At 62.8% G+C, this 17,664-nt stretch carries 19 protein-coding genes; 6 read left to right on the top strand and 13 right to left on the bottom strand.

The features are described 5' to 3' along the window. The first annotated feature begins 98 nt into the window (after positions 1–98). Positions 99–1,547 carry a hypothetical protein gene (locus ACIQ67_RS03115; protein WP_397532890.1) on the top strand — a complete coding sequence of 483 codons (1,449 nt, stop codon included), beginning with the start codon at positions 99–101 and terminating at the stop codon, positions 1,545–1,547. Positions 1,548–1,601: 54 nt separating this feature from the next. Here the strand turns inward: ACIQ67_RS03115 and ACIQ67_RS03110 are convergent, their stop codons facing one another. Continuing rightward, complete coding sequence (locus ACIQ67_RS03110) at positions 1,602–2,549, bottom strand: inositol monophosphatase family protein (RefSeq protein ID WP_397532889.1); 948 nt, start codon at positions 2,547–2,549, stop codon at positions 1,602–1,604. 106 nt (positions 2,550–2,655) lie between these two features. Here ACIQ67_RS03110 and ACIQ67_RS03105 point away from each other — a divergent pair, with 106 nt between their 5' ends. Beyond that, positions 2,656–3,399: an RNA methyltransferase gene (locus ACIQ67_RS03105; RefSeq protein WP_397532888.1), complete on the top strand. Its 744-nt coding sequence runs from the start codon at positions 2,656–2,658 to the stop codon at positions 3,397–3,399. A gap of 57 nt (positions 3,400–3,456) precedes the next feature. Beyond that, on the top strand, positions 3,457–4,233 hold the full coding sequence (gene cysE / locus ACIQ67_RS03100) for a serine O-acetyltransferase (protein WP_397532887.1): 777 nt from the start codon (positions 3,457–3,459) through the stop codon (positions 4,231–4,233). Positions 4,234–4,415: 182 nt separating this feature from the next. Here cysE and ACIQ67_RS03095 read toward each other — a convergent pair whose 3' ends face one another. From ACIQ67_RS03095 to yjgA, 3 genes are read right to left on the bottom strand one after another with little or no spacing between them, the layout of a single operon-like run. Further along, a complete protein-coding gene (locus tag ACIQ67_RS03095; protein WP_397532886.1) occupies positions 4,416–4,898 on the bottom strand; it encodes a peptidylprolyl isomerase in 483 nt (160 codons plus the stop codon). A gap of 5 nt (positions 4,899–4,903) precedes the next feature. Continuing rightward, positions 4,904–5,491, bottom strand: a complete 588-nt coding sequence (gene mog, locus ACIQ67_RS03090; RefSeq protein ID WP_397532885.1) for a molybdopterin adenylyltransferase — start codon at positions 5,489–5,491, stop codon at positions 4,904–4,906. Beyond that, the gene (yjgA, locus tag ACIQ67_RS03085; protein WP_397532884.1) at positions 5,484–6,023 is read right to left on the bottom strand and encodes a ribosome biogenesis factor YjgA; all 540 of its coding nucleotides are present in this window, start codon (positions 6,021–6,023) and stop codon (positions 5,484–5,486) included. Before yjgA ends, mog begins: the two co-directional genes overlap by 8 nt. A gap of 104 nt (positions 6,024–6,127) precedes the next feature. Here yjgA and pmbA point away from each other — a divergent pair, with 104 nt between their 5' ends. Further along, positions 6,128–7,531: a metalloprotease PmbA gene (gene pmbA / locus ACIQ67_RS03080; RefSeq protein ID WP_397532883.1), complete on the top strand. Its 1,404-nt coding sequence runs from the start codon at positions 6,128–6,130 to the stop codon at positions 7,529–7,531. 196 nt (positions 7,532–7,727) lie between these two features. Next, complete coding sequence (locus ACIQ67_RS03075; protein ID WP_397532882.1) at positions 7,728–8,810, top strand: TRAP transporter substrate-binding protein; 1,083 nt, start codon at positions 7,728–7,730, stop codon at positions 8,808–8,810. 495 nt (positions 8,811–9,305) lie between these two features. Here ACIQ67_RS03075 and ACIQ67_RS03070 read toward each other — a convergent pair whose 3' ends face one another. The 7 genes from ACIQ67_RS03070 to ACIQ67_RS03040 all read right to left on the bottom strand — a co-directional run bounded on the left by ACIQ67_RS03070 (position 9,306) and on the right by ACIQ67_RS03040 (position 14,979). Then, on the bottom strand, positions 9,306–11,141 hold the full coding sequence (locus ACIQ67_RS03070) for a TRAP transporter large permease subunit (RefSeq protein ID WP_397532881.1): 1,836 nt from the start codon (positions 11,139–11,141) through the stop codon (positions 9,306–9,308). Positions 11,142–11,150: 9 nt separating this feature from the next. Then, entirely contained in the window at positions 11,151–11,768 is a 618-nt protein-coding gene (locus ACIQ67_RS03065) for a TRAP transporter small permease subunit (RefSeq protein ID WP_397532880.1), read from the bottom strand. A 200-nt stretch (positions 11,769–11,968) separates the two neighbouring features. Continuing rightward, positions 11,969–12,307 carry a TIGR01244 family sulfur transferase gene (locus tag ACIQ67_RS03060; protein ID WP_397532879.1) on the bottom strand — a complete coding sequence of 113 codons (339 nt, stop codon included), beginning with the start codon at positions 12,305–12,307 and terminating at the stop codon, positions 11,969–11,971. Next, the gene (locus ACIQ67_RS03055; protein ID WP_397532878.1) at positions 12,304–12,750 is read right to left on the bottom strand and encodes a GatB/YqeY domain-containing protein; all 447 of its coding nucleotides are present in this window, start codon (positions 12,748–12,750) and stop codon (positions 12,304–12,306) included. The genes ACIQ67_RS03060 and ACIQ67_RS03055 overlap by 4 nt, the downstream gene beginning before the upstream one ends. Positions 12,751–12,911: 161 nt before the next feature. Continuing rightward, positions 12,912–13,124, bottom strand: a complete 213-nt coding sequence (gene rpsU / locus ACIQ67_RS03050) for a 30S ribosomal protein S21 (protein WP_007833691.1) — start codon at positions 13,122–13,124, stop codon at positions 12,912–12,914. A gap of 183 nt (positions 13,125–13,307) precedes the next feature. Then, on the bottom strand, positions 13,308–14,516 hold the full coding sequence (locus ACIQ67_RS03045) for an NAD(P)/FAD-dependent oxidoreductase (protein ID WP_397532877.1): 1,209 nt from the start codon (positions 14,514–14,516) through the stop codon (positions 13,308–13,310). Positions 14,517–14,532: 16 nt separating this feature from the next. Then, the gene (locus tag ACIQ67_RS03040) at positions 14,533–14,979 is read right to left on the bottom strand and encodes an OsmC family protein (protein ID WP_397532876.1); all 447 of its coding nucleotides are present in this window, start codon (positions 14,977–14,979) and stop codon (positions 14,533–14,535) included. 49 nt (positions 14,980–15,028) lie between these two features. Here ACIQ67_RS03040 and ACIQ67_RS03035 point away from each other — a divergent pair, with 49 nt between their 5' ends. After that, on the top strand, positions 15,029–16,294 hold the full coding sequence (locus tag ACIQ67_RS03035; RefSeq protein ID WP_397532875.1) for a GGDEF domain-containing protein: 1,266 nt from the start codon (positions 15,029–15,031) through the stop codon (positions 16,292–16,294). A gap of 23 nt (positions 16,295–16,317) precedes the next feature. Here ACIQ67_RS03035 and ACIQ67_RS03030 read toward each other — a convergent pair whose 3' ends face one another. Then, the gene (locus tag ACIQ67_RS03030; protein WP_397532874.1) at positions 16,318–17,133 is read right to left on the bottom strand and encodes a sulfite exporter TauE/SafE family protein; all 816 of its coding nucleotides are present in this window, start codon (positions 17,131–17,133) and stop codon (positions 16,318–16,320) included. Then, entirely contained in the window at positions 17,130–17,582 is a 453-nt protein-coding gene (locus ACIQ67_RS03025) for an EVE domain-containing protein (RefSeq protein ID WP_397532873.1), read from the bottom strand. Before ACIQ67_RS03025 ends, ACIQ67_RS03030 begins: the two co-directional genes overlap by 4 nt. Positions 17,583–17,664 lie beyond the last annotated feature (82 nt).

Genomic DNA, 17,664 nt, shown 5'->3' with positions numbered 1-17,664 from the left:
ATCAGCGATGAACCAGTTTGCGATCCTCTACGAAGACCGGTTCACGAAACCGAGCCCGTAAGATCTGCAACCAGCTTCACGATACCGGTGAAGGTTCAATGAGCCTCACACACGGAAATTCGGACAGACCCAGCGTAGGCGCCCTGCCGGGCGCGACGCGCTACACCGTACGCCTGCCAGCTCAGCTGCGGTCCAAGGACGGCCGTACGTTGACGGCGCCTCTGTCGGTCTCGTTCATGACGGCTGCACAGCAGTGGTCGAAAGGCACGAGTGCGATAAGCAGCTCGTCGAGTCCCTTGTCTGACGCTCAGCTGCAACTTGCCGGCGACGGGGACGGCAATCTCGTCTCTACCTGGACTCCTGATTCAGTCATCCCCAATTCGGCAGTCCTCGTCGGGTGGCGGCGTGACCGCGCGGCTTCCGGATGGGAGCAGCTAGGCTCCTTTTCGAGTGGTTCGTCGTTTCCAGTCGTCTTTCGTGATCACCGCCTGGCCAGTTCCGGTAATGGGCATGTCTATCAGGTCTGGACCAACATCAGCGACTACGCTTTTGGGAAGTCATCATGGGTGTACTTGCGCCAACTCGGTCGTGGCGCAAAGGCTTGGGGGACTGTTGAGACCATCCGTGTGACCCCGATCGGCATAGGCAACTCGCCGCGCGTGATGGGTCTCGTCGTTGACGACGCGGGCAACATCACTGTTCTCAGCACGCTGCTGGGCGGCTCGTCGGCAGCCGCTACGGCAGAGGGGCAGCAGCTGTTTGCGACGAGGTTCGATGCGAAGTCAGGAAGCTGGGGCGAGCCGTTCAAGCTGGAGGCCGCTCTGGCTGGCGCCGAGGCTCTGCCCATGGTGGTGGACCGTCAAGGCCGTGTGACGGCGGCCTGGCTTGCGATCACGTCAGCTGGCACGGTGGTGACGAGCTCGCACCTGGATCCGGCAAGTGTGACCTGGAGCGCGCCGAAGCGACTGGATTCCGCCACGAGCCAGCCCCTGCTCGCCGTGGCACCGTCGGGAGCCTTGATCATGTTGTCCTGGCGGGGGTGCCGGCTGGAAGCGCGGTACGGGCGCGGTGATTCGAACGCTGAGTGGTCGCCGCTTGAACTGGTGCACGACGCTGGCGCCGGCGATTGCTCCGCGAGCGAGCGGCGCTTGGTCCTGGATGGCGCTGGCGGCGCCACGACGGTCTGGCGTATCGGCGGGGTGTACACCGCTCAGCGAGACCCCGTGAGTGGTAAGTGGGGGGCGCCGGCCCAGCTGCTCTCGGACTCGGCACAGTCGCTCGGCGAGCTGAAGGCTGACATCGCCGGCAATCTGTACCTGGCCCATGTCCAGTCGACCCGGTTGTATGTCGTGCGCTACTCGGCCAGCGACAAGCGCTGGACGGAACCCGTCGCGGTCGATGCACCTGGCGCCGGGACTGTGCTCCAGTCCTCATCTCAGCCGCGGATGGTGCTGATGGCTTCGGGGGCGGTGGCGCTCGCATGGATCTCACGAGTGCAGAGGAACGGCCACGATCGATACGAGGTCGATCTCAGCGAGTTCAACTGAGATCCAGCGAGCGGTGCGGAGCCGGCCCACGGCAGGCCCCTGCGGCTGGACCGCTCAGATAGGCGCGTCGTCGCCGCCGGACTTCTTGATTCGCACCGGGCCACGCTTCTTGGGTTCGCCGGCCGCTGCCGCAGCGGAATCCCCGGCAGCGCCAGCGTCGCCAGCGTCAGCTTCCGCTCCCTCTTCGGGCTTGATGACACGGGTGTAAGGCGCCAGGATCTGCACCAACTGGCCGTAGATCTTGGGGCTGCCGGCCACCACCTCGCGCTGGTTCATGAAATCGGCTTCGCCTGTGAAGTTGCCGATCAGGCCGCCAGCCTCGGTGATGATCAACGAGCCAGCAGCGACGTCCCAGGGATTCAGGCCGGTTTCGAAGAAGGCATCGTACTGACCGGCCGCCACGTAGCAGAGGTCCAGCGCAGCGGCACCCGGGCGGCGCAGTCCCGCGCACTGTGTCATCACCTCCTCGAACATCTTCATGTAGCGTTTGAAGTTGTCACCGCGACGGAAGGGGAACCCCGTGCCGATCAGGGCATCGCCCATGCGGGTGCGCTTGGAGACGCGCAAGCGCTTGTCGTTCAAGTAGGCACCCCGGCCCTTGGTGGCGTAGAAGAGGTCGTTGCGCGTCGGGTCGTAGACGACGGCCTGCTGAACCACGCCGCGGTGGGCAAGCGCGATGGAGACGCAGTAGACCGGGAAGCCGTGGATGAAGTTGGTCGTGCCGTCCAGTGGGTCGATGATCCAGACGAACTCGGAGTGCTTGGCACCGCGCGTGCGGCCTGACTCTTCGGCCAGGATACCGTGGTCAGGATAGGCCTGCAGCAGCGTGTCGATGATGATCTCTTCGGCCGCGTGGTCCACCTCGGTGACAAAGTCGTTGGGCGACTTTGAGTTGATCTTCAGGATGTCGAGGTCCATCGAGGCGCGGTTGATGATGGCTCCAGCTGCACGTGCGGCCTTGATGGCGACGTTGAGCATGGGATGGAGTGCAACTTGCGTCATGCGGTGACCCTGCAAGAAAAGTGAGTGAGGTGGCTGGCGGAGGAAAAGAGCGGGTGGCGCCGCCAGCTTTGCCGCTGTGGGCCACGATAATCGCGCATTTTAGCCGATGCTGGCCGCGCTCAACGTGGATTCCACACGCTTCATCCTGATTCAGACCAGCCACCCGGGCAATGTCGGCGCGGCAGCGCGTGCCATGAAAGTCATGGGCTTCTCAGAACTGGTCCTGGTGGCGCCTCGCTTCGCCGATGTGCTGTGCCAGGAAGAGACCATCGCAATGGCCAGCGGCGCCGCCGACATCCTGGCACGCGCCCGCATCGTCCCGACCTTGGAAGAGGCGCTGGACGGCGTCACGTTCGCCTGCGCCACGGCCATGACGCCGCGCGATTTCGGCCCGCCGACGCGCGAGCCGAGGCCCCTGTTCTCGGAGCTGGCGGCTCAGCCGCACAAGCTCGGGCTGGTGTTCGGCTCCGAGCGCTACGGCATGAGCAACGAGGATGTCTACCGCTGCCATGCGGTGCTGTCCATTCCCACCCATCCGGACTACGGATCGCTGAATCTGGCGCAGGCCGTCCAGCTGCTTGCCTACGATCTGCGCCAGGCCCTGGGCGGATTCGGCGTGCTGTCCCGTGCCACAGATCCGCAACTGGCTGATGCGCAAGCGGTGCAGGGCTTGCTGTCCCACCTGGAGCAGGGCTTGCAGGCCATTGGCTATCTTGACCCTGCCGCACCCAAGAAGCTGATGCCGCGGTTGAATCAGCTCTTCAACCGTGCCCAGGTCACGGCAGAGGAAGTGCACATCCTGCGAGGCATTGCACGCGCGATGATCAAACGTGCCGTCAGCGAGGATTGAGAGGCCCGGCTAGACTGGCCTCCCTCATACGACAAGAACTCTCGGCTCTCCCTTCCCATGTTTCAGCGCCTCCACGAAGACATCGCCTGCATCCTCGAGCGCGACCCGGCTGCCCGGTCTGCTTGGGAGGTGCTGACTTGTTATCCGGGGCTGCATGCGTTGGTGCTGCATCGGCGTGCGCACTGGTGCTGGATGCATGGCCTGAAATGGCTGGGGCGCTTCATTTCGCATCTCTCGCGCTGGCTGACCGGCATCGAAATCCATCCCGGCGCCAAGATCGCGCGCAAGGTCTTCATCGACCATGGCATGGGGGTGGTGATCGGTGAGATGGCCGAGATCGGCGAAGGCTGCACGATCTACCAGGGCGTGACACTGGGTGGTACTTCCTTGGTCAAGGGCGCCAAGCGGCATCCGACCCTGGAGGCCGGAGTAATCGTGGGCGCCCATGCCTGTGTGCTGGGCGGCTTCACGGTGGGTGCGGGCGCAAAAATCGGCTCGGGCGCGGTCGTCACCAAGCCGGTTCCGGCGGGTGCGACCGCTGTCGGCAATCCCGCACGCGTCATCGAAGCCAAGCTGGATGCCGAGCGAGAGGAAGCGGCCGCCAAGATGGGCTTCTCCGCCTACGGCGTGACCCAAGGCGATGACCCGGTCGCCCAGGCGATGAAGGGCTTGATCGACAGCGCCGCTGGCCATGAGCATCAGATAGCGCTGCTCTGGCAGGCCGTTTGCAAGCTCTCAGCCGCCTCGACACAGCCCGTGCGCGACTGCGTTCCTGTCGATGCGCAGCAGAGCGAGAGCTTCGATGCGGCGGAATTGAGTCGGCTGGTGAAGTAGCGCTGTATCCAGCCGCTGTGCCGCTCGATGCGAAGCTGTCTGTCCATGCAGGACATGAGCAGTCCTTCGTGAGGCGTCGGACAAGCCGCAGGGCTTGTCGGGAGGGCACTCAGCCTGCCCATGCAAGGGGCAGTCCTTCGTGAGGCGTCGGACAAGCCGCAGGGCTTGTCCTCGGTCCTCACTCAGTGATGCTGATGGCCGTGTTCGCCGTGGGCGTGGTTGTGGGCAATTTCTTCAGCGCTGGCGGCCCGCACGGACAAGACCTTCAGAGTGATCTTCAGGCTCATGCCAGCGAGCGGGTGATTGCCGTCCAGCATCACGGTGTCGCCCTTGATTTTGCTGACGTGGTAGAGCCTGAACTCGCCGGCTTCGCCTTCGCTGATTTCCAACTGTCCACCGACCTTGACACCGGGAGGGAAGTCCTTCTTGGCAAGGCTGCGCAGCAAGCTGTCGTCACGCTGGCCGAAGGCCTGTTCTGGCGTGAGGTTCAAGGTGGTCTCGAAGCCGGACTCCTGACCCTCCAAGGCGGCCTCGATCGCGGGCAGGGTGTTGCCGTAGCCGCCAATCAGCACTGCTGCGGGTTCTTTGGCGTTTTCGATCAGTCGGCCGAGGCTGTCGGCGACTTTGAGTTTCAGGGTGGCAACGGTGTCTTTGGTGATCTTCATGGGCATCAGCAGTTGCTGTTGTTGTTCTTCAGGGCGGACTTGGGGCGAAAGGCCTTGCAGACCTCGTCGCGCGTTTCAATGTAGGGGCCGCCGATCAGATCGATGCAGTAGGGTACGGCGGCAAAGATGCCTTGAGCGTTTGCATGCCCGGCTAGCGTCTCTGCGATGGCCTTGGGTTGCCCCGGCAGATTGATGATCAAGGCTTTGCCGCGGATCACCGCCACCTGTCGCGAGAGGATGGCGGTAGGAACGAAGTGCAGCGAGATCTGGCGCATCTGCTCGCCGAAGCCGGGCATCTGCTTGTCGGCCACGTCCAGCGTCGCCTCGGGTGTCACGTCGCGCGGCGCGGGTCCGGTGCCGCCGGTGGTTAGCACCAGGTCGCAGTGCGCCTGGTCGACCAGTTCGCGCAGCGTGGCGCTGATCTGCGCACGCTCGTCCGGGATCAGCCGTGGCAAGAACTCAATCGGGTTCTGCAGCGCACTGCTGAACCAATCCTTCAGCGCCGGCAAGCCTTTGTCTTCGTAGACGCCGCTGGAGGCGCGGTCGCTGATCGAGACGATGCCGATGCGGACCGCATCCAAGGCTTCACTCATCGTCCGGCTCCACGCGCAGTTGCTCAGCCTTGATGAACTGGAACAGCTCCCTGAAGGCGCGGCCGTTGCGTTGTTCAGGTGCGCTGGCCGCATCCTTGCGTGCCGCACGGACCAGGCTGCGCAGTTGCTGCACATCAATGCCTGCGTGCTGGTTGATGAAGTCCTGCAGGGCATCGTCCTCGGCCAGCAGGCGCGCGCGCCAGCGTTCGCTCTCGTGCAGCGCCAGGCTGTCCTTGGCGTGGCCCAGCTTGAAGGCAGCGACCGCCTCACGGATCGGCTCGGGGTCGACCCTGCGCATCAGCTTGCCGATGTACTGCATCTGGCGGCGCTTGCCCTCGAAGTTGGTGATCTTCTTTGCGGCCTTGACCGCGTCGAGCAGGATTTCGGGAAGGCCCAAGGGCTCGATGCGGCTGTCGGGCAGGGTCAGAAGATCCTCGCCGAGCGATTGCAGGTCGTGGCTTTCCTTCTTCTTCTGGGTCTTGCTCGGACGGTCGAAATCGTCGTCGTCCTGGAAATCGTGGCTTGGGTTCATGGCTTGACTGAGTGGGGCGCCCCGCGCAAAGCCTGCAAAGCAAGCCAGGGGGCGTGACCCGTATGATTGTCGCCCACAACCGCATCTCTGCCTTGTCCTCCCCCATGCCCAAGACGCAAGCCACCGCCAACACCTCCCATGGCCACTCCGCAGAGAGCGGCTTCGCCTACAGCCAGGAACGTTTCCGTGAGTTGGTCGACGAGGTGCTCGCCGAGGCCAAACGCCTGGGCGCCAGTGATGCCGGGGCCGAGGTCTCCGAAGGCTGCGGACTGTCGGTTTCGGTGCGGCGCGGTGCGCTCGAGAACGTGGAACGCAACCGCGACAAGTCGCTGGGCATATCCGTCTATTTGGGGCAGCGGCGCGGCAATGCCAGCACCTCTGACTTCTCTGCACAGGCGCTGAAGGACACGGTGCGTGCTGCCTTCGACATTGCGCGTTTCACAGCCGAAGACCCAGTGGCCGGCCTGCCCGATGCGGAAGACCTGTCGCTTGATCCGTCGACCCGTCCCGCGCTGGATCTGTTCCATCCCTGGGCCATCGACGCCCATGCTGCCGCCGAGATGGCGATGCGCTGCGAGGACGCGGCCATGTTCACCGACAAGCGCATCACGAATTCCGAAGGCGCCGCGGTGTCTGCCCAGCAGTCGCATTTCGTCGCTGGCAACAGCCGCGGCTTCCGTGGAGGCTATGCCAGTTCGCGTCATTCCCTGTCGGTCGCGCCGATTGCCGGCCGCGGTGCCGGCATGCAACGCGACGCCTGGTACAGCTCGATGCGTGACGCGGAAGACCTCGCGGCGCCCGAGGCGATCGGTCGTTATGCTGCAGAGCGGGCCTTGTCCCGCTTGAAAGCACGCAAGGTCAAGACTGCCGAAGTGCCTGTACTTTTCGAGAGCACGGTCGCCGCCGGCTTGCTGGGCGCCTTGGTTCAAGCCACCAGCGGTGGAGCGCTCTACCGCAAAGCCAGCTTCCTGCTGGACAGCTTGGGCAAGCCCGTGCTGGCCTCGCACGTGGACGTCAGCGAAGATCCCCATGAGCTCAAGGGCAAGGGGAGTGCGCCATTCGATGATGAAGGCGTCAAGACCCAGGCACGATCTGTCGTCGATGCCGGTGTGCTGCAGGGTTATTTCCTGTCCACGTATTCGGCCCGCAAGCTGGGCCTGCGAACCACGGGCCATGCGGGCGGGTCGCACAACCTGCACATGACCAGCCGCCTGACGGCTCCTGGCGATGACTTGACGACCATGCTGCGCCGCCTTGGACGCGGGCTGTTCGTGACCGAGTTGATGGGGCAGGGCGTCAACTACGTGACCGGTGACTATTCGCGTGGTGCCAGCGGCTACTGGGTCGAGAACGGCGAGATTGCCTTCCCGGTGCATGAGGTCACGATTGCAGGCAATCTGCCGCAAATGTTCCACGACATCGTGGGCATCGGAACGGACGCCTATACCCTGGGGACCAAGACCGTGGGTTCTATCCTAATTGCACGAATGAAGCTTGCAGGCAGCTGAAAGCCGGCCGCTGGTGCGGTTTTGACATCAACGACAGCGCCATGATGAGCGCGGCTCGGTTAGGCTTGCGCCCGCGACCGGTCGGGTGTTCTTTCTTTACCGCAAAGCGATCGGGTTTGTCCCCTGAAAGGCTTAGTGGTCGAACCCTAGAATTCTCACCGGTCGTTCACTCAGTCCAATCATTCAGGAGACCTTTATGGAACGTCGTTCCTTTGTCCGTCAGGCCGGTCTGGCGGGGATCCTCGCCGCTGGCGCAGCGCCCGCGGTTGTTCACGCCCAAGCCAATGTGCGATGGCGCCTGACCTCGGCCTTTCCCAAGGCCTTGGACACGATTTACGGGGCAGCGGACACCTTTGCAAAGTCCATCTCGGACATGAGCGGCGGCAAGTTCCAGATCTCGGTCCACCCGTCGGGTGAACTGGTCGGCGGCTTTGGTCAGGTCGATGCCTTGCAGAACGGCACGGTGGAGATGTCTCACACCGCTCCGTACTACTACTTCGGCAAGGATCCTACGTTCGCCCTTGGCTGTGCCATTCCTTTCGGCCTGAACAGCCGTCAGATGAGCGCCTGGATGATTGAAGGCAACGGTTTGAAGCTGATGCGCGAGTTCTATGCGAACTACAACATCATCAACTTCGTTGGCGGAAACACCGGCGCGCAGATGGGCGGCTGGTGGCGCAAGGAGATCAAGTCCCTGGCCGACATCAAGGGCCTGAAGTTCCGTACCGGCGGCTTCAGCGGCGTGATCTTCGGCAGGCTCGGTGGCGTGGCCCAGAGTATTCCTGGCGGTGAGATCTACCAGGCACTCGAGAAGGGCACGATTGATGCTGCAGAGTGGGTCGGTCCGTACGACGACGAGAAGCTGGGCTTCAACAAGGTGGCGCCGTTCTACGGCTACCCAGGTTTCTGGGAAGGCGGCCCGCAGCTGGACTTCTTCGTCAACACCAAGGCCTACAACTCACTGTCCTCTGAGTACAAGGCCATGATCGAGGCCGCCTCGCTGGAAGCCGCCACCGTCATGCAGGCGCGCTATGACGCCCGCAACCCGGCTGCCTTGAAGCGGCTGGTTGCTGGTGGAACCAAGCTGTTCCGCTTCCCCAAGGACATGCTGGACGCAGCGTTCAAGGAATCGATGGCGACCTACGCCGATCTCAGCTCCAAGAACCCCGCCTGGAAGAAGATCTACGACGACTACAGCGCCTTCCGTCGTGATCAGAACCTGTGGTTCCGTTTCGCTGAAGCTGGTTTCGACGACTTCATGCAACAGCAACGTCTGTAAATGGCGTCACGGCAGGGCCAGCGAGCCCTGCGCGGCATCAAACGGCCTCGCTTCGGCGAGGCCGTTTTCTTTGTGCGCCCTGCATGGGCGCACTGCCCCCTTCTCTCATGACCTCAAACTCTCGAACCGCCGGGTGCGGGCCCGCATGCCCGGTGGTGTGGGAGGGGCCCGGTCAGATACTCTGACCGCCCCTATCCCGATTTGATCGCGAAGTCATGCTAGCAGTCCGAGTTGGCGCCATTGAGCTGACGGTCAAGTTTGGCGCACCAGTCTTCTGACGGCGTGGGGCTTGTGTTGGTCCGTCGGTCACAGAGTGTCGCGCGCACTGCCAGTCCACTCATGGCAGCTGACAGCCGCCCGGCGTTGGGCGCTGTGCTGCCCATCCAAGCCTGAAGAAAAAAGCGCCGAGCCCCTGTGTCTGCAGGGGGCTCGGCGCGTTTGCGGAACTCATTCAGGAAACTTGCCGTGTGCAGTGCCACACGGCGGCTATCGGGCTTACTTCTTGGCCTTGTCTTCCTTCACTGCCTCGAGCAGGCCCTTCATCGGGTCGTACTCACTGGCCGCCGCTGCCGGTTCAGCCGGCGGCGCGAGCGGGTCGACTGCACCTGAGCTGGGCTGTCCCGGCATCGGTGCACTCTGATCACCACTGTCGCGTCCACCCATGTTCTCGAGCTGTTGGAGCACGGAGGCGTCGTCGAGCTTCTCGGTCTGCGTCAGGCCACCGATCACGAGCTCGGGCTTGGCGATGATGACGCCCACCATGATGAGCTGAAGAATGATGAAGGCAATCGAGCCCTTGTAAATCTGCGCAGTCGTCACTGCAGGAATCGTCTTGCCCGTGACGCGGTCCTTGTAGTCTTTCTTGGCTGCCACGCTGCGCAGATAGAACAGCGCGAAGCCGAAGGGTGGTGTCAGGAAAGACGTCTGCAGGTTCATAGCAACGATCACGCCGAACCAGATCATCACGGCGTCCGGCGGCACGCCGGGCATCAACGCAGGCAGCAGCTTCTCGGCGACCGGGGCAATCATCGGAATCACGATGAATGCGATCTCGAAGAAGTCGATGAACATGCCGAGGATGAAGATCAGCAGGTTGACGATGATCAGGAAGCCCAGTGCACCGCCCGGCAAGGACTTGAACAGGCTCTCGACCCAGAAGTGACCGTCGGCGGCGTTGAAGGTGAAGCTGAAGACGGTCGAGCCGATCAGGATGAACATCACGAAGCACGACAGTCGCGCGGTGCTGTCCAGCGCTTGATTCAGTGCTTTGAAGGGCATGCGGCGGCGGGCAAGCGCCATCAGCAGTGCGCCCACCGCGCCCATCGCGCCGCCTTCGGTCGGGGTGGCCACGCCGAGGAAGATCGTGCCCAAGACCAGGAAGATCAGCACCAGTGGCGGGATCAGCACGAAGGTCACGCGTTCCGCCAGCTTGGACAGCAGGCCCATGCCTGTGACCTTGTTGATGATGGCCAGACCCAGCGCCAGGAAGGAGGCGACCGTCATCGAGCTGATGAAGATTTCGTCATTCGGCGCGGCATTCGGGCGCTCAATCCACTGCTTGAGCAGCGAATCATGGACTGTCGACCAGAGCCAGCCGACGGCGCCTGCGATCAGCAAGAGGACCAGCAAGGACTTGTGTCCGCTGGAGCCACTGGTTTCACGGTAGATGCGGGCTTCAACGGGCAGGGCCGGCACCCAGGTCGGGCGCACGAATGCGACAACAGCGATGAAGGTGAGGTACAGGCCCACCAGCATCAAGCCTGGCAGCAGCGCGCCGGCATACATATCACCCACCGAGCGGCCGAGTTGGTCTGCCAGAACAATCAGCACCAGGGACGGTGGAATGGCTTGGGCCAGCGTGCCTGAGGCGGTGATGGTGCCTGTGGCAATGGTGCGGTTGTAGCCGTAGCGCAGCATGATGGGCAGAGAGATCAGGCCCATCGAAATCACGGCTGCGGCCACCACGCCAGTGGTTGCGGCCAGCAGCGCGCCGACCAGGATCACGGCAATCGCAAGGCCGCCCCGGATCGGGCCGAAGACCTGCCCGACCGTCTCAAGGAGATCCTCTGCCATTCCGGATCGCTCCAGGATGATGCCCATGAAGGTGAAGAAGGGGATCGCCAGCAGGGTGTCGTTCGACATGATGCTGAAGACGCGCAGCGGCAGTGCTCCAAACATGTTCGACGGAAAGAGGCCGACCTCGATGCCGATGGCACCGAAGAGCAGTCCGGTGGCGGCCAGTCCGAAGGCGACAGGGATGCCGGCAAGCAGCATCACGAGGAGACCGGCGAACAGCAACGGGACGAAGTTTTCAGCGATGAAGGCAGCCATGTCTGACTCTCAGCGTGCGTTGTTCTTGGATTTCGCGGCTTCTTCAGCCGCTGCATGAGCCTGCAGTTCCTCCAGCAGAAGCTCTTCCGCGCTCTTCTCTTGCTCTAGCGGGAAGGGCTCGCTGCGGTGGCCGGTCAGATAGGCCACCCGCTTGATCAACTCGGAAACCGCCTGCAAGGCCAGCAGGGCAAAGCCGACGGGCAACAGCAGCAGAACCGGCCAGCGAATCAGGCCGCCGGCATTGGAGCTGACCTCTCCGGAAACCCAGGCGCGATGGAACAGCGGCCAGCCCAGGTCAACCATGATCCAGCACAGAGGGAAGATCACCAGCACGATGCCCAGCATGTCGATGATCGTGTTGGTGCGCACCGACAGGCGCGAAGACACGAAGTCGATGCGCACATGGGCATTCTTGAGAAACACATAGCCTGCGCCCAGCATGAAGACAGCGGCGAACAGGTACCACTGGATCTCGAGATAGGCGTTCGAGCTCATGTCGAAGGCTTTGCGGACAATGGCATTGCCAGCGCTGATCAGCACAGCGGCCAGGATCAGCCAGCGTACGGAGGCGCCAGCGAACTCGCCGACGCGGTCGATCGCTTTGGAGAGGGAGAGAAGGGCTTGCACGTTTGTCCTCTTGTTGTGGTGGTCCAACGCCGCCCGGCAGAGGCAGCCCGAGCCGCGTCAGCAGCCTGTGGCGATTCTAGGAGTGCCGGCCCCAAGGCGCCCTTGGGGCTAGCACTGCATTTCTGGACGGTCGAGTGCGGCAGACTGTATGCCTGCTTACTGAACAAGAACTGAAAGCGGCAAGCTGATGGGCCAGCGGCTCAGGCCTGAGAGGCTTGATGGAGGCGGGTAGAGCGGGCGCCAGAGCGACAGAAGGCAAGCACGGGGTGGGGCAGCGACCGCAAAAGTTCGCCGAACGCCGCGATCTGCTCAGGCGACTGAAAAGCCCCGCTGACGGGCAGATGCCGGTACTCAAGCCCTGCCGCCTGACAGGCCGCTTCAACGTCCGCGCTGCGCGGCTGCTCGGGCCCGCCTTCGAAGTCTGGCCGGTTGTTGATCACGCTCTTGAAGCCTGCAGCGGCGACCTTGTTCATGTCTGCGGGCCGAAGCTGCGGAGCAACGCAGAAATCTGCCGTGATGGGCTGAAGCGGGAGGCTCATTTGACGAGCGCAGCCTTGACTGCGGCAGACACGAGGGCCATGTCGGCCATGCCGGCCAGTTTTGCCTTCACGGCGCCCATCACCTTGCCCATATCGCCTGGGCCGCTGGCACCCAGCTCGGCGACGATGCCCTGCACTTGCGCGTCAATCTCGGCGGCGCTGAGGCGCTGAGGCAGGTACACCTCAAGCACTTTAAGCTCTGCAGTCTCCTTGTCGGCCAGGTCGTTCCGACCAGCAGCCGTGAACTGCGAAATCGAGTCCTTGCGTTGCTTGATCAGCTTGTCAACGATGGCCACCAGTGCAGCGTCATCGACGATCACACGCTCGTCCACTTCCTTTTGCTTCACCGCTGCGAGCAGCATGCGGATGGTCGAGAGCCGCTCGCTGTCCTTGGACCGCATGGCGTTCTTCATGTCTTCGGTGATCTGGTCCTTCAGACTCATGGTGTTTCCTGTTCAGCTCGGGCGCCCAGCCGGGAAGGGTAGAGTGCCACTCGTGTTTCGATTTCGCAATTGAAAAAGCCCGCTGCAGCGTCCTGAGCGGGCTTTGGACCTGGGTTGGTGCAGCACTGAGCTGCGCCAAACCCCAGCTGTTCCGATGAAGATCAGTACAGCTTCTTGGGCAGCTGCATGCTGCGCACGCGCTTGTAATGACGCTTGACGGCGGCAGCCTTCTTGCGCTTACGCTCAGCTGTGGGCTTCTCGTAGAACTCGCGAGCGCGCAAGTCGGTCAGCAGGCCGAGTTTTTCGATAGTACGCTTGAAGCGGCGCAGGGCCACGTCGAACGGCTCATTCTCTTTGACGCGAATGGTGGTCATGAAACAGGGGTTCCTTCAAAATGCGCTCGGTGTTCGCCAGGCTCGTGACCCGCAAGGATCGCAAGATCTGAAACGGAGTATCCGGAGTCCGCTATCAATACTGACGCGAATCGACGCGCAGGGGTTTGCCAGCAAAGAGCGTGATTATAGCCAGAGATTTGATCGCTGCAAAGAATGTCGCTCTCATTGCGGCGTGACGCGCAAACCGCGTGCACAAGCCGCTGCGCTAGCCCAGGCCCATTGGAAGTTGTAGCCACCCAGCCAGCCGGTGACATCAACGACCTCGCCGATGAAGTGAAGGCCTGGCACCAGTTGGCTTTCCATGCTCTGCGAGCTGAGTTGCCTGGTGTCCACGCCGCCCCTCATTACCTCCGCCTTGCGCCAGCCTTCGCTGCCATCGGGCAGCAGCTCCCATTGCTGGATCTGGCTCGCCAGGACATTCAGGTCCTTGTCCTTGCAGTCCGCCATCGGGCGCGTGCCCTCGATGCCCAGGCGCGCAAGCCAAGCCTTGGCCAAGCGCGCTGGAAGCTGGCTGGCCAACTCGGTGTCGAGCTGCCGCTTTGAGCCTGACTTAGCGGCGCGCAGCTCGTCTGCGAGCGTCGTGTCAGGGAGCAGGTTGATGCGCAGCGGTTGCCCCTCCAGCCAGTAGCTCGATATCTGCAGGATCGCTGGTCCGCTCAAGCCGCGGTGGGTGAAGAGCAGGTCCTCGGAAAACTGCCCACGCTGCTTTGCAGCGCCTGTGCTCACGATGACAGGCAGGGACAGTCCAGCCAGCTCGGCAAACGGTGCCCAGACCTGGGGTGAAAAGGTCAGCGGTACCAGCGCCGGGCGTGGCTCGACGATGCGGTGACCGAGCCGCTTTGCCAGGCGCAAGCCCCAGTCGCTGGCGCCAATCTTCGGAATGGACAGCCCGCCGGTGGCAATCACCAGTTGTCCTGCCTTGACGGAGCCGCGGCTGGTGTCCAGCTCGAAGCCTCCCGCCATTGGGCGAACCTCAGAAACTGTGCATGGCTGCCAGCGCTGGACCTGGCCTGCGGCGCACTCGCGCAACAGCATCTGGATGACCTGCTCGCTGGACTCATCGCAGAACAATTGGCCCTTGTGCTTCTCGTGAAAAGCGATGCCATGCGCCTTCACCAGTCCGATGAAGTCCTGAGACGGGTAGCGTGCCAGGGCCGACCTGCAGAACGCCGGGTTGTCTGACAGGAAATTGGCTGGACCGACGTCACGGTTGGTGAAGTTGCATCGGCCACCGCCCGAGATTCGAATCTTCTCTGCCACCTTGTCGGCATGGTCAATCAGCAGGACCGAAAGTCCACGCTGACCGGCAATGCCCGCACAGAACAGGCCGGCCGCACCCGCGCCGACCACGACCACATCGAACTCATTCATGCTTTGCCGGACTCGCTCATTTCAACTTCAGGCCAGCGCTGTCCTGCACATGCACCGCGATAGGAAAGCCCTGGCCGACGCTTTGTGTGACGGTACAGAAGTCTTCGAACTGAGCCAGCACCCGATCCAGATGCGCAAGGCCGGCGGCGGCAACACCGAGCGTCAGGCGAGCCTCCATCTGCAACACGCGCAGGCGGCCCGCGGCATTGCGGCCGATGGTGGCCTCGACTTCACAGCTCAGAGGAGCAGGGTCTTGCTTGAACTTCCGCAGGGCGAACAGCAAGGAGTCGCTGAGACAGTTGCCGACAGCCGCTGCAAGCAACTGCACCGGTGACGGGCCCAGACCGTGTCCGAGGGGCGGTGGCTCGTCACTCAGCAGGCTTGGCACATCTGAGCCAAAGATGTTCTCGAACTGATAGTTGCCTTGCTGGCGCAGAATGACTGTGATGGACTGATCGGCCATGCTGCCTCCAGACGATACGGGTGAGCATTGTAGAAGTCTGGGGTGCGCCTTGCTTCTGCAACTGCAACTGCAGTTCGGAGGGGGGCGCTGGCGCCGTCATGGCTGCTTGGCTGGCGCGTTTCTGGTTACCATGCCTGTGGGTCGGCGCGTTTACTGCAAACAGGGGGGTGTACAGCTATTGATTGCAGCCGCCCCTTGCCTTGAAGATCGCCGGATGCGGCTGCCTGGACGCTTTTGCCTGCATCCCCAGCCCTACGTTTTCTCGCCCAACAAGCCATTCCCCATGGATCACCCCACCGGTCACAACTCGAACGAAAATGCTGCCGGCTCTGACCTGCAGGCTTGGCTCGACCAGTTGCCGCTGTCTACTCCGACGCTGGCGAAGCTCATGCTGTCTCTGTCCGAACCTCTGGGTGTCTTCGGTGCTGTCAAGTCCCTTGCGACTGGGCGCTATGTGCACGCGAGTGAGGGCATGGCCATGCTTTTCGATCGGGGCGAGCTAGGCATAACGGGCGCCACTGACGCCGACCTGATGCGTCCTGATGAGGTGATCGCGATGCGCCGCGTGGAACAGTCGGTGATGGCGCAGCGTACTGTCATCGTTAGCGAACACAAGCTTGAGTTCAACGGGCGGCGCCGCGAGTTCACCGTGACCCGCTCACCTTTGGGTCCGGACCACTTGCTGGCCATGTGGCAGGAGCGCACCGAGGAGCGTCACCGCGAGGTTCATCTGCAGCGAGCGCTCAATCAGATCGAACAGCAGCAGAAATCGCTGGAGCAGGCGCGTCGCGAGATGCAACTGGGTAGCGGTCGCGACGACGTGTCAGGCCTGTACATGAAGGCCCAGTTCGACGATCAGTTGCTGCGGGAGATAGACCTTTCTACCCGCGAGCATCGCGAGTTTGCTCTGGTCCTGATCGTTTTGGATCCTGCGCCGGCGGCATTGCAAGCCATTGGCGCCGAAGCGCATCTGCGCATGCTTGAGGGGCTTGGCCGAATGCTTCGGGCCAACACGCGCGCGATGGACGCTGCCTGTCGGATCGGGGACCAGACCTTTGCCGTGCTGTTGTCCGGCGTCGGACTCGCCACAGCCCATGCGCGTATGGAGCAGCTGCGTCGCCAGTGCAATGCTCAGATCGTGGTCTTGAATGGCTCAGATCTGGGCTTGTCGCTGTCTATGGGCGTCAGCAGCTTTCCGCATACAGCCTCAAGGCAGGACGAACTGCTGGCAGCCAGCCAGACAGCCGTGCAGGAGGCTCAGCGCCGCGGCGGCAATCAGGTGGTGCTGGCGCCCATCCCCTTCGGCATACCCTGAGAGCCATGCCGGCCGGCAGCTTGTCAGCCGCGCAAGCCTTTGTAGAGCATGTAGGCGGCCAGGGCGAAGAGCAGAAACGCAAAGGCGCGCTTGAGTTGGCGGACGTTCATTGCATGTGCCGCTCGAGCGCCCAGCGGTGCCATGCTCACACTGGCTCCCCCAATCACCACCAAGGCCGGAAGAAAGAGGTAGCCAAAAGCGCCTGGCAGTGCAGCGGGTAGGTTCCAGCCGCCGACGATATAGCCGAAGGTGTTTGCCAAGGCGATCGGAAAACCGAGAGCCGCGCTCGTGGCAACCGCGTTGTGCATCGGCACATTGCACCAGGTCATAAAGGGCACCGACACAAAACCGCCTCCTGCGCCAACTAGGCCTGACAAAAGACCGATGCCGGCTCCCGCACCGACCTGGCCGGCGGCGCCAGGCATCTGCCTGCTGGGTTTGGGCTTCTTGTCTAGCAGCATCTGGAATGCCGAGAAACCAACGAAGGCAGCGAAGAAAAGGGCCAGCCACGAACCCTTCAGCAAGGCAAAAATGCCGGCGCCGGCCGTCAGCCCACCGAGCACAATGCCAGGAGCCAAACCGCGCACCAGATCCCAGCGGACAGCGCCGCGTTTGTGATGAGCGCGCACGCTTGAGATCGAGGTGAACATGATGGTGGCCATCGAGGTGGCAATGGCCATCTTCACGGCCATGTCTGCGCTCACACCCCGCTGGGATAGCATCAAGGTCAGGAAGGGCACCATTAGCATGCCCCCGCCGATGCCGAGCAATCCGGCTAGGAATCCTGAGCACAAGCCCAGGACCAGCAATTCGGCGAGGAACAGGGGATCAAGGCTCATGATTCACGCTCAAGTAAGACCAGCAGGGACTGCCATTCATCGACAGTGACCGGAGTGATGGAGAGTCGATTGCCTGCTTGCAGCACGCGCATGCTTGCTAGCGCCGGATCTGCGCGCATCTCGTTCAAGCGCAACAAGCGGGTCTTGCACCGAAAGCGCACATCGACGTTCAGCCATCGCGGGGCGCTCGGCTGAGACTTGGGGTCGTGGTAAGGGCTCGCCGGGTCGAACTGGCTCGCGTCCGCATAGGCGGCGCTGGCCACCTCCGCCAGCCCGGCGATGCCTGGTTGTGGACAGGAGGAGTGGTAGAAGAGGACACCATCGCCAACCCGCATCGCATCTCGCATGAAGTTGCGCGCCTGGTAGTTGCGCACCCCAATCCAGGGCACGATGGCGCTCGGCGCGCTTGCGAGGTCGTCAATCGAGCACTCGTCGGGCTCGGATTTCATCAACCAGTAGTTCAAGGGCGGGCGAGGCAGGAGGGGGCTAAAAGGTGTCCATCGTGTTCCGTGAGCCGCAGTCCTGAACCCA

Origin of the sequence: Roseateles sp., from assembly GCF_044373315.1 — a bacterium.
Taxonomy (GTDB): Bacteria; Pseudomonadota; Gammaproteobacteria; order Burkholderiales; family Burkholderiaceae_C; genus JACDQM01.
The sequence above is the reverse complement of the archived record's forward strand: the minus strand, read 5'-3'. Positions and strand labels throughout refer to the sequence as shown.

Bases quoted from the DNA above. Each gene is read 5' to 3' on its own strand.
- ACIQ67_RS03115 (WP_397532890.1), top strand. From the start codon at position 99: ATGAGCCTCACACACGGAAATTCGGACAGACCCAGCGTAGGCGCCCTG.
- ACIQ67_RS03110 (WP_397532889.1), bottom strand. From the start codon at position 2,549: ATGACGCAAGTTGCACTCCATCCCATGCTCAACGTCGCCATCAAGGCC.
- ACIQ67_RS03105 (WP_397532888.1), top strand. From the start codon at position 2,656: ATGCTGGCCGCGCTCAACGTGGATTCCACACGCTTCATCCTGATTCAG.
- cysE (WP_397532887.1), top strand. From the start codon at position 3,457: ATGTTTCAGCGCCTCCACGAAGACATCGCCTGCATCCTCGAGCGCGAC.
- ACIQ67_RS03095 (WP_397532886.1), bottom strand. From the start codon at position 4,898: ATGAAGATCACCAAAGACACCGTTGCCACCCTGAAACTCAAAGTCGCC.
- mog (WP_397532885.1), bottom strand. From the start codon at position 5,491: ATGAGTGAAGCCTTGGATGCGGTCCGCATCGGCATCGTCTCGATCAGC.
- yjgA (WP_397532884.1), bottom strand. From the start codon at position 6,023: ATGAACCCAAGCCACGATTTCCAGGACGACGACGATTTCGACCGTCCG.
- pmbA (WP_397532883.1), top strand. From the start codon at position 6,128: ATGCCCAAGACGCAAGCCACCGCCAACACCTCCCATGGCCACTCCGCA.
- ACIQ67_RS03075 (WP_397532882.1), top strand. From the start codon at position 7,728: ATGGAACGTCGTTCCTTTGTCCGTCAGGCCGGTCTGGCGGGGATCCTC.
- ACIQ67_RS03070 (WP_397532881.1), bottom strand. From the start codon at position 11,141: ATGGCTGCCTTCATCGCTGAAAACTTCGTCCCGTTGCTGTTCGCCGGT.
- ACIQ67_RS03060 (WP_397532879.1), bottom strand. From the start codon at position 12,307: ATGAGCCTCCCGCTTCAGCCCATCACGGCAGATTTCTGCGTTGCTCCG.
- ACIQ67_RS03055 (WP_397532878.1), bottom strand. From the start codon at position 12,750: ATGAGTCTGAAGGACCAGATCACCGAAGACATGAAGAACGCCATGCGG.
- rpsU (WP_007833691.1), bottom strand. From the start codon at position 13,124: ATGACCACCATTCGCGTCAAAGAGAATGAGCCGTTCGACGTGGCCCTG.
- ACIQ67_RS03045 (WP_397532877.1), bottom strand. From the start codon at position 14,516: ATGAATGAGTTCGATGTGGTCGTGGTCGGCGCGGGTGCGGCCGGCCTG.
- ACIQ67_RS03040 (WP_397532876.1), bottom strand. From the start codon at position 14,979: ATGGCCGATCAGTCCATCACAGTCATTCTGCGCCAGCAAGGCAACTAT.
- ACIQ67_RS03030 (WP_397532874.1), bottom strand. From the start codon at position 17,133: ATGAGCCTTGATCCCCTGTTCCTCGCCGAATTGCTGGTCCTGGGCTTG.
- ACIQ67_RS03025 (WP_397532873.1), bottom strand. From the start codon at position 17,582: ATGAAATCCGAGCCCGACGAGTGCTCGATTGACGACCTCGCAAGCGCG.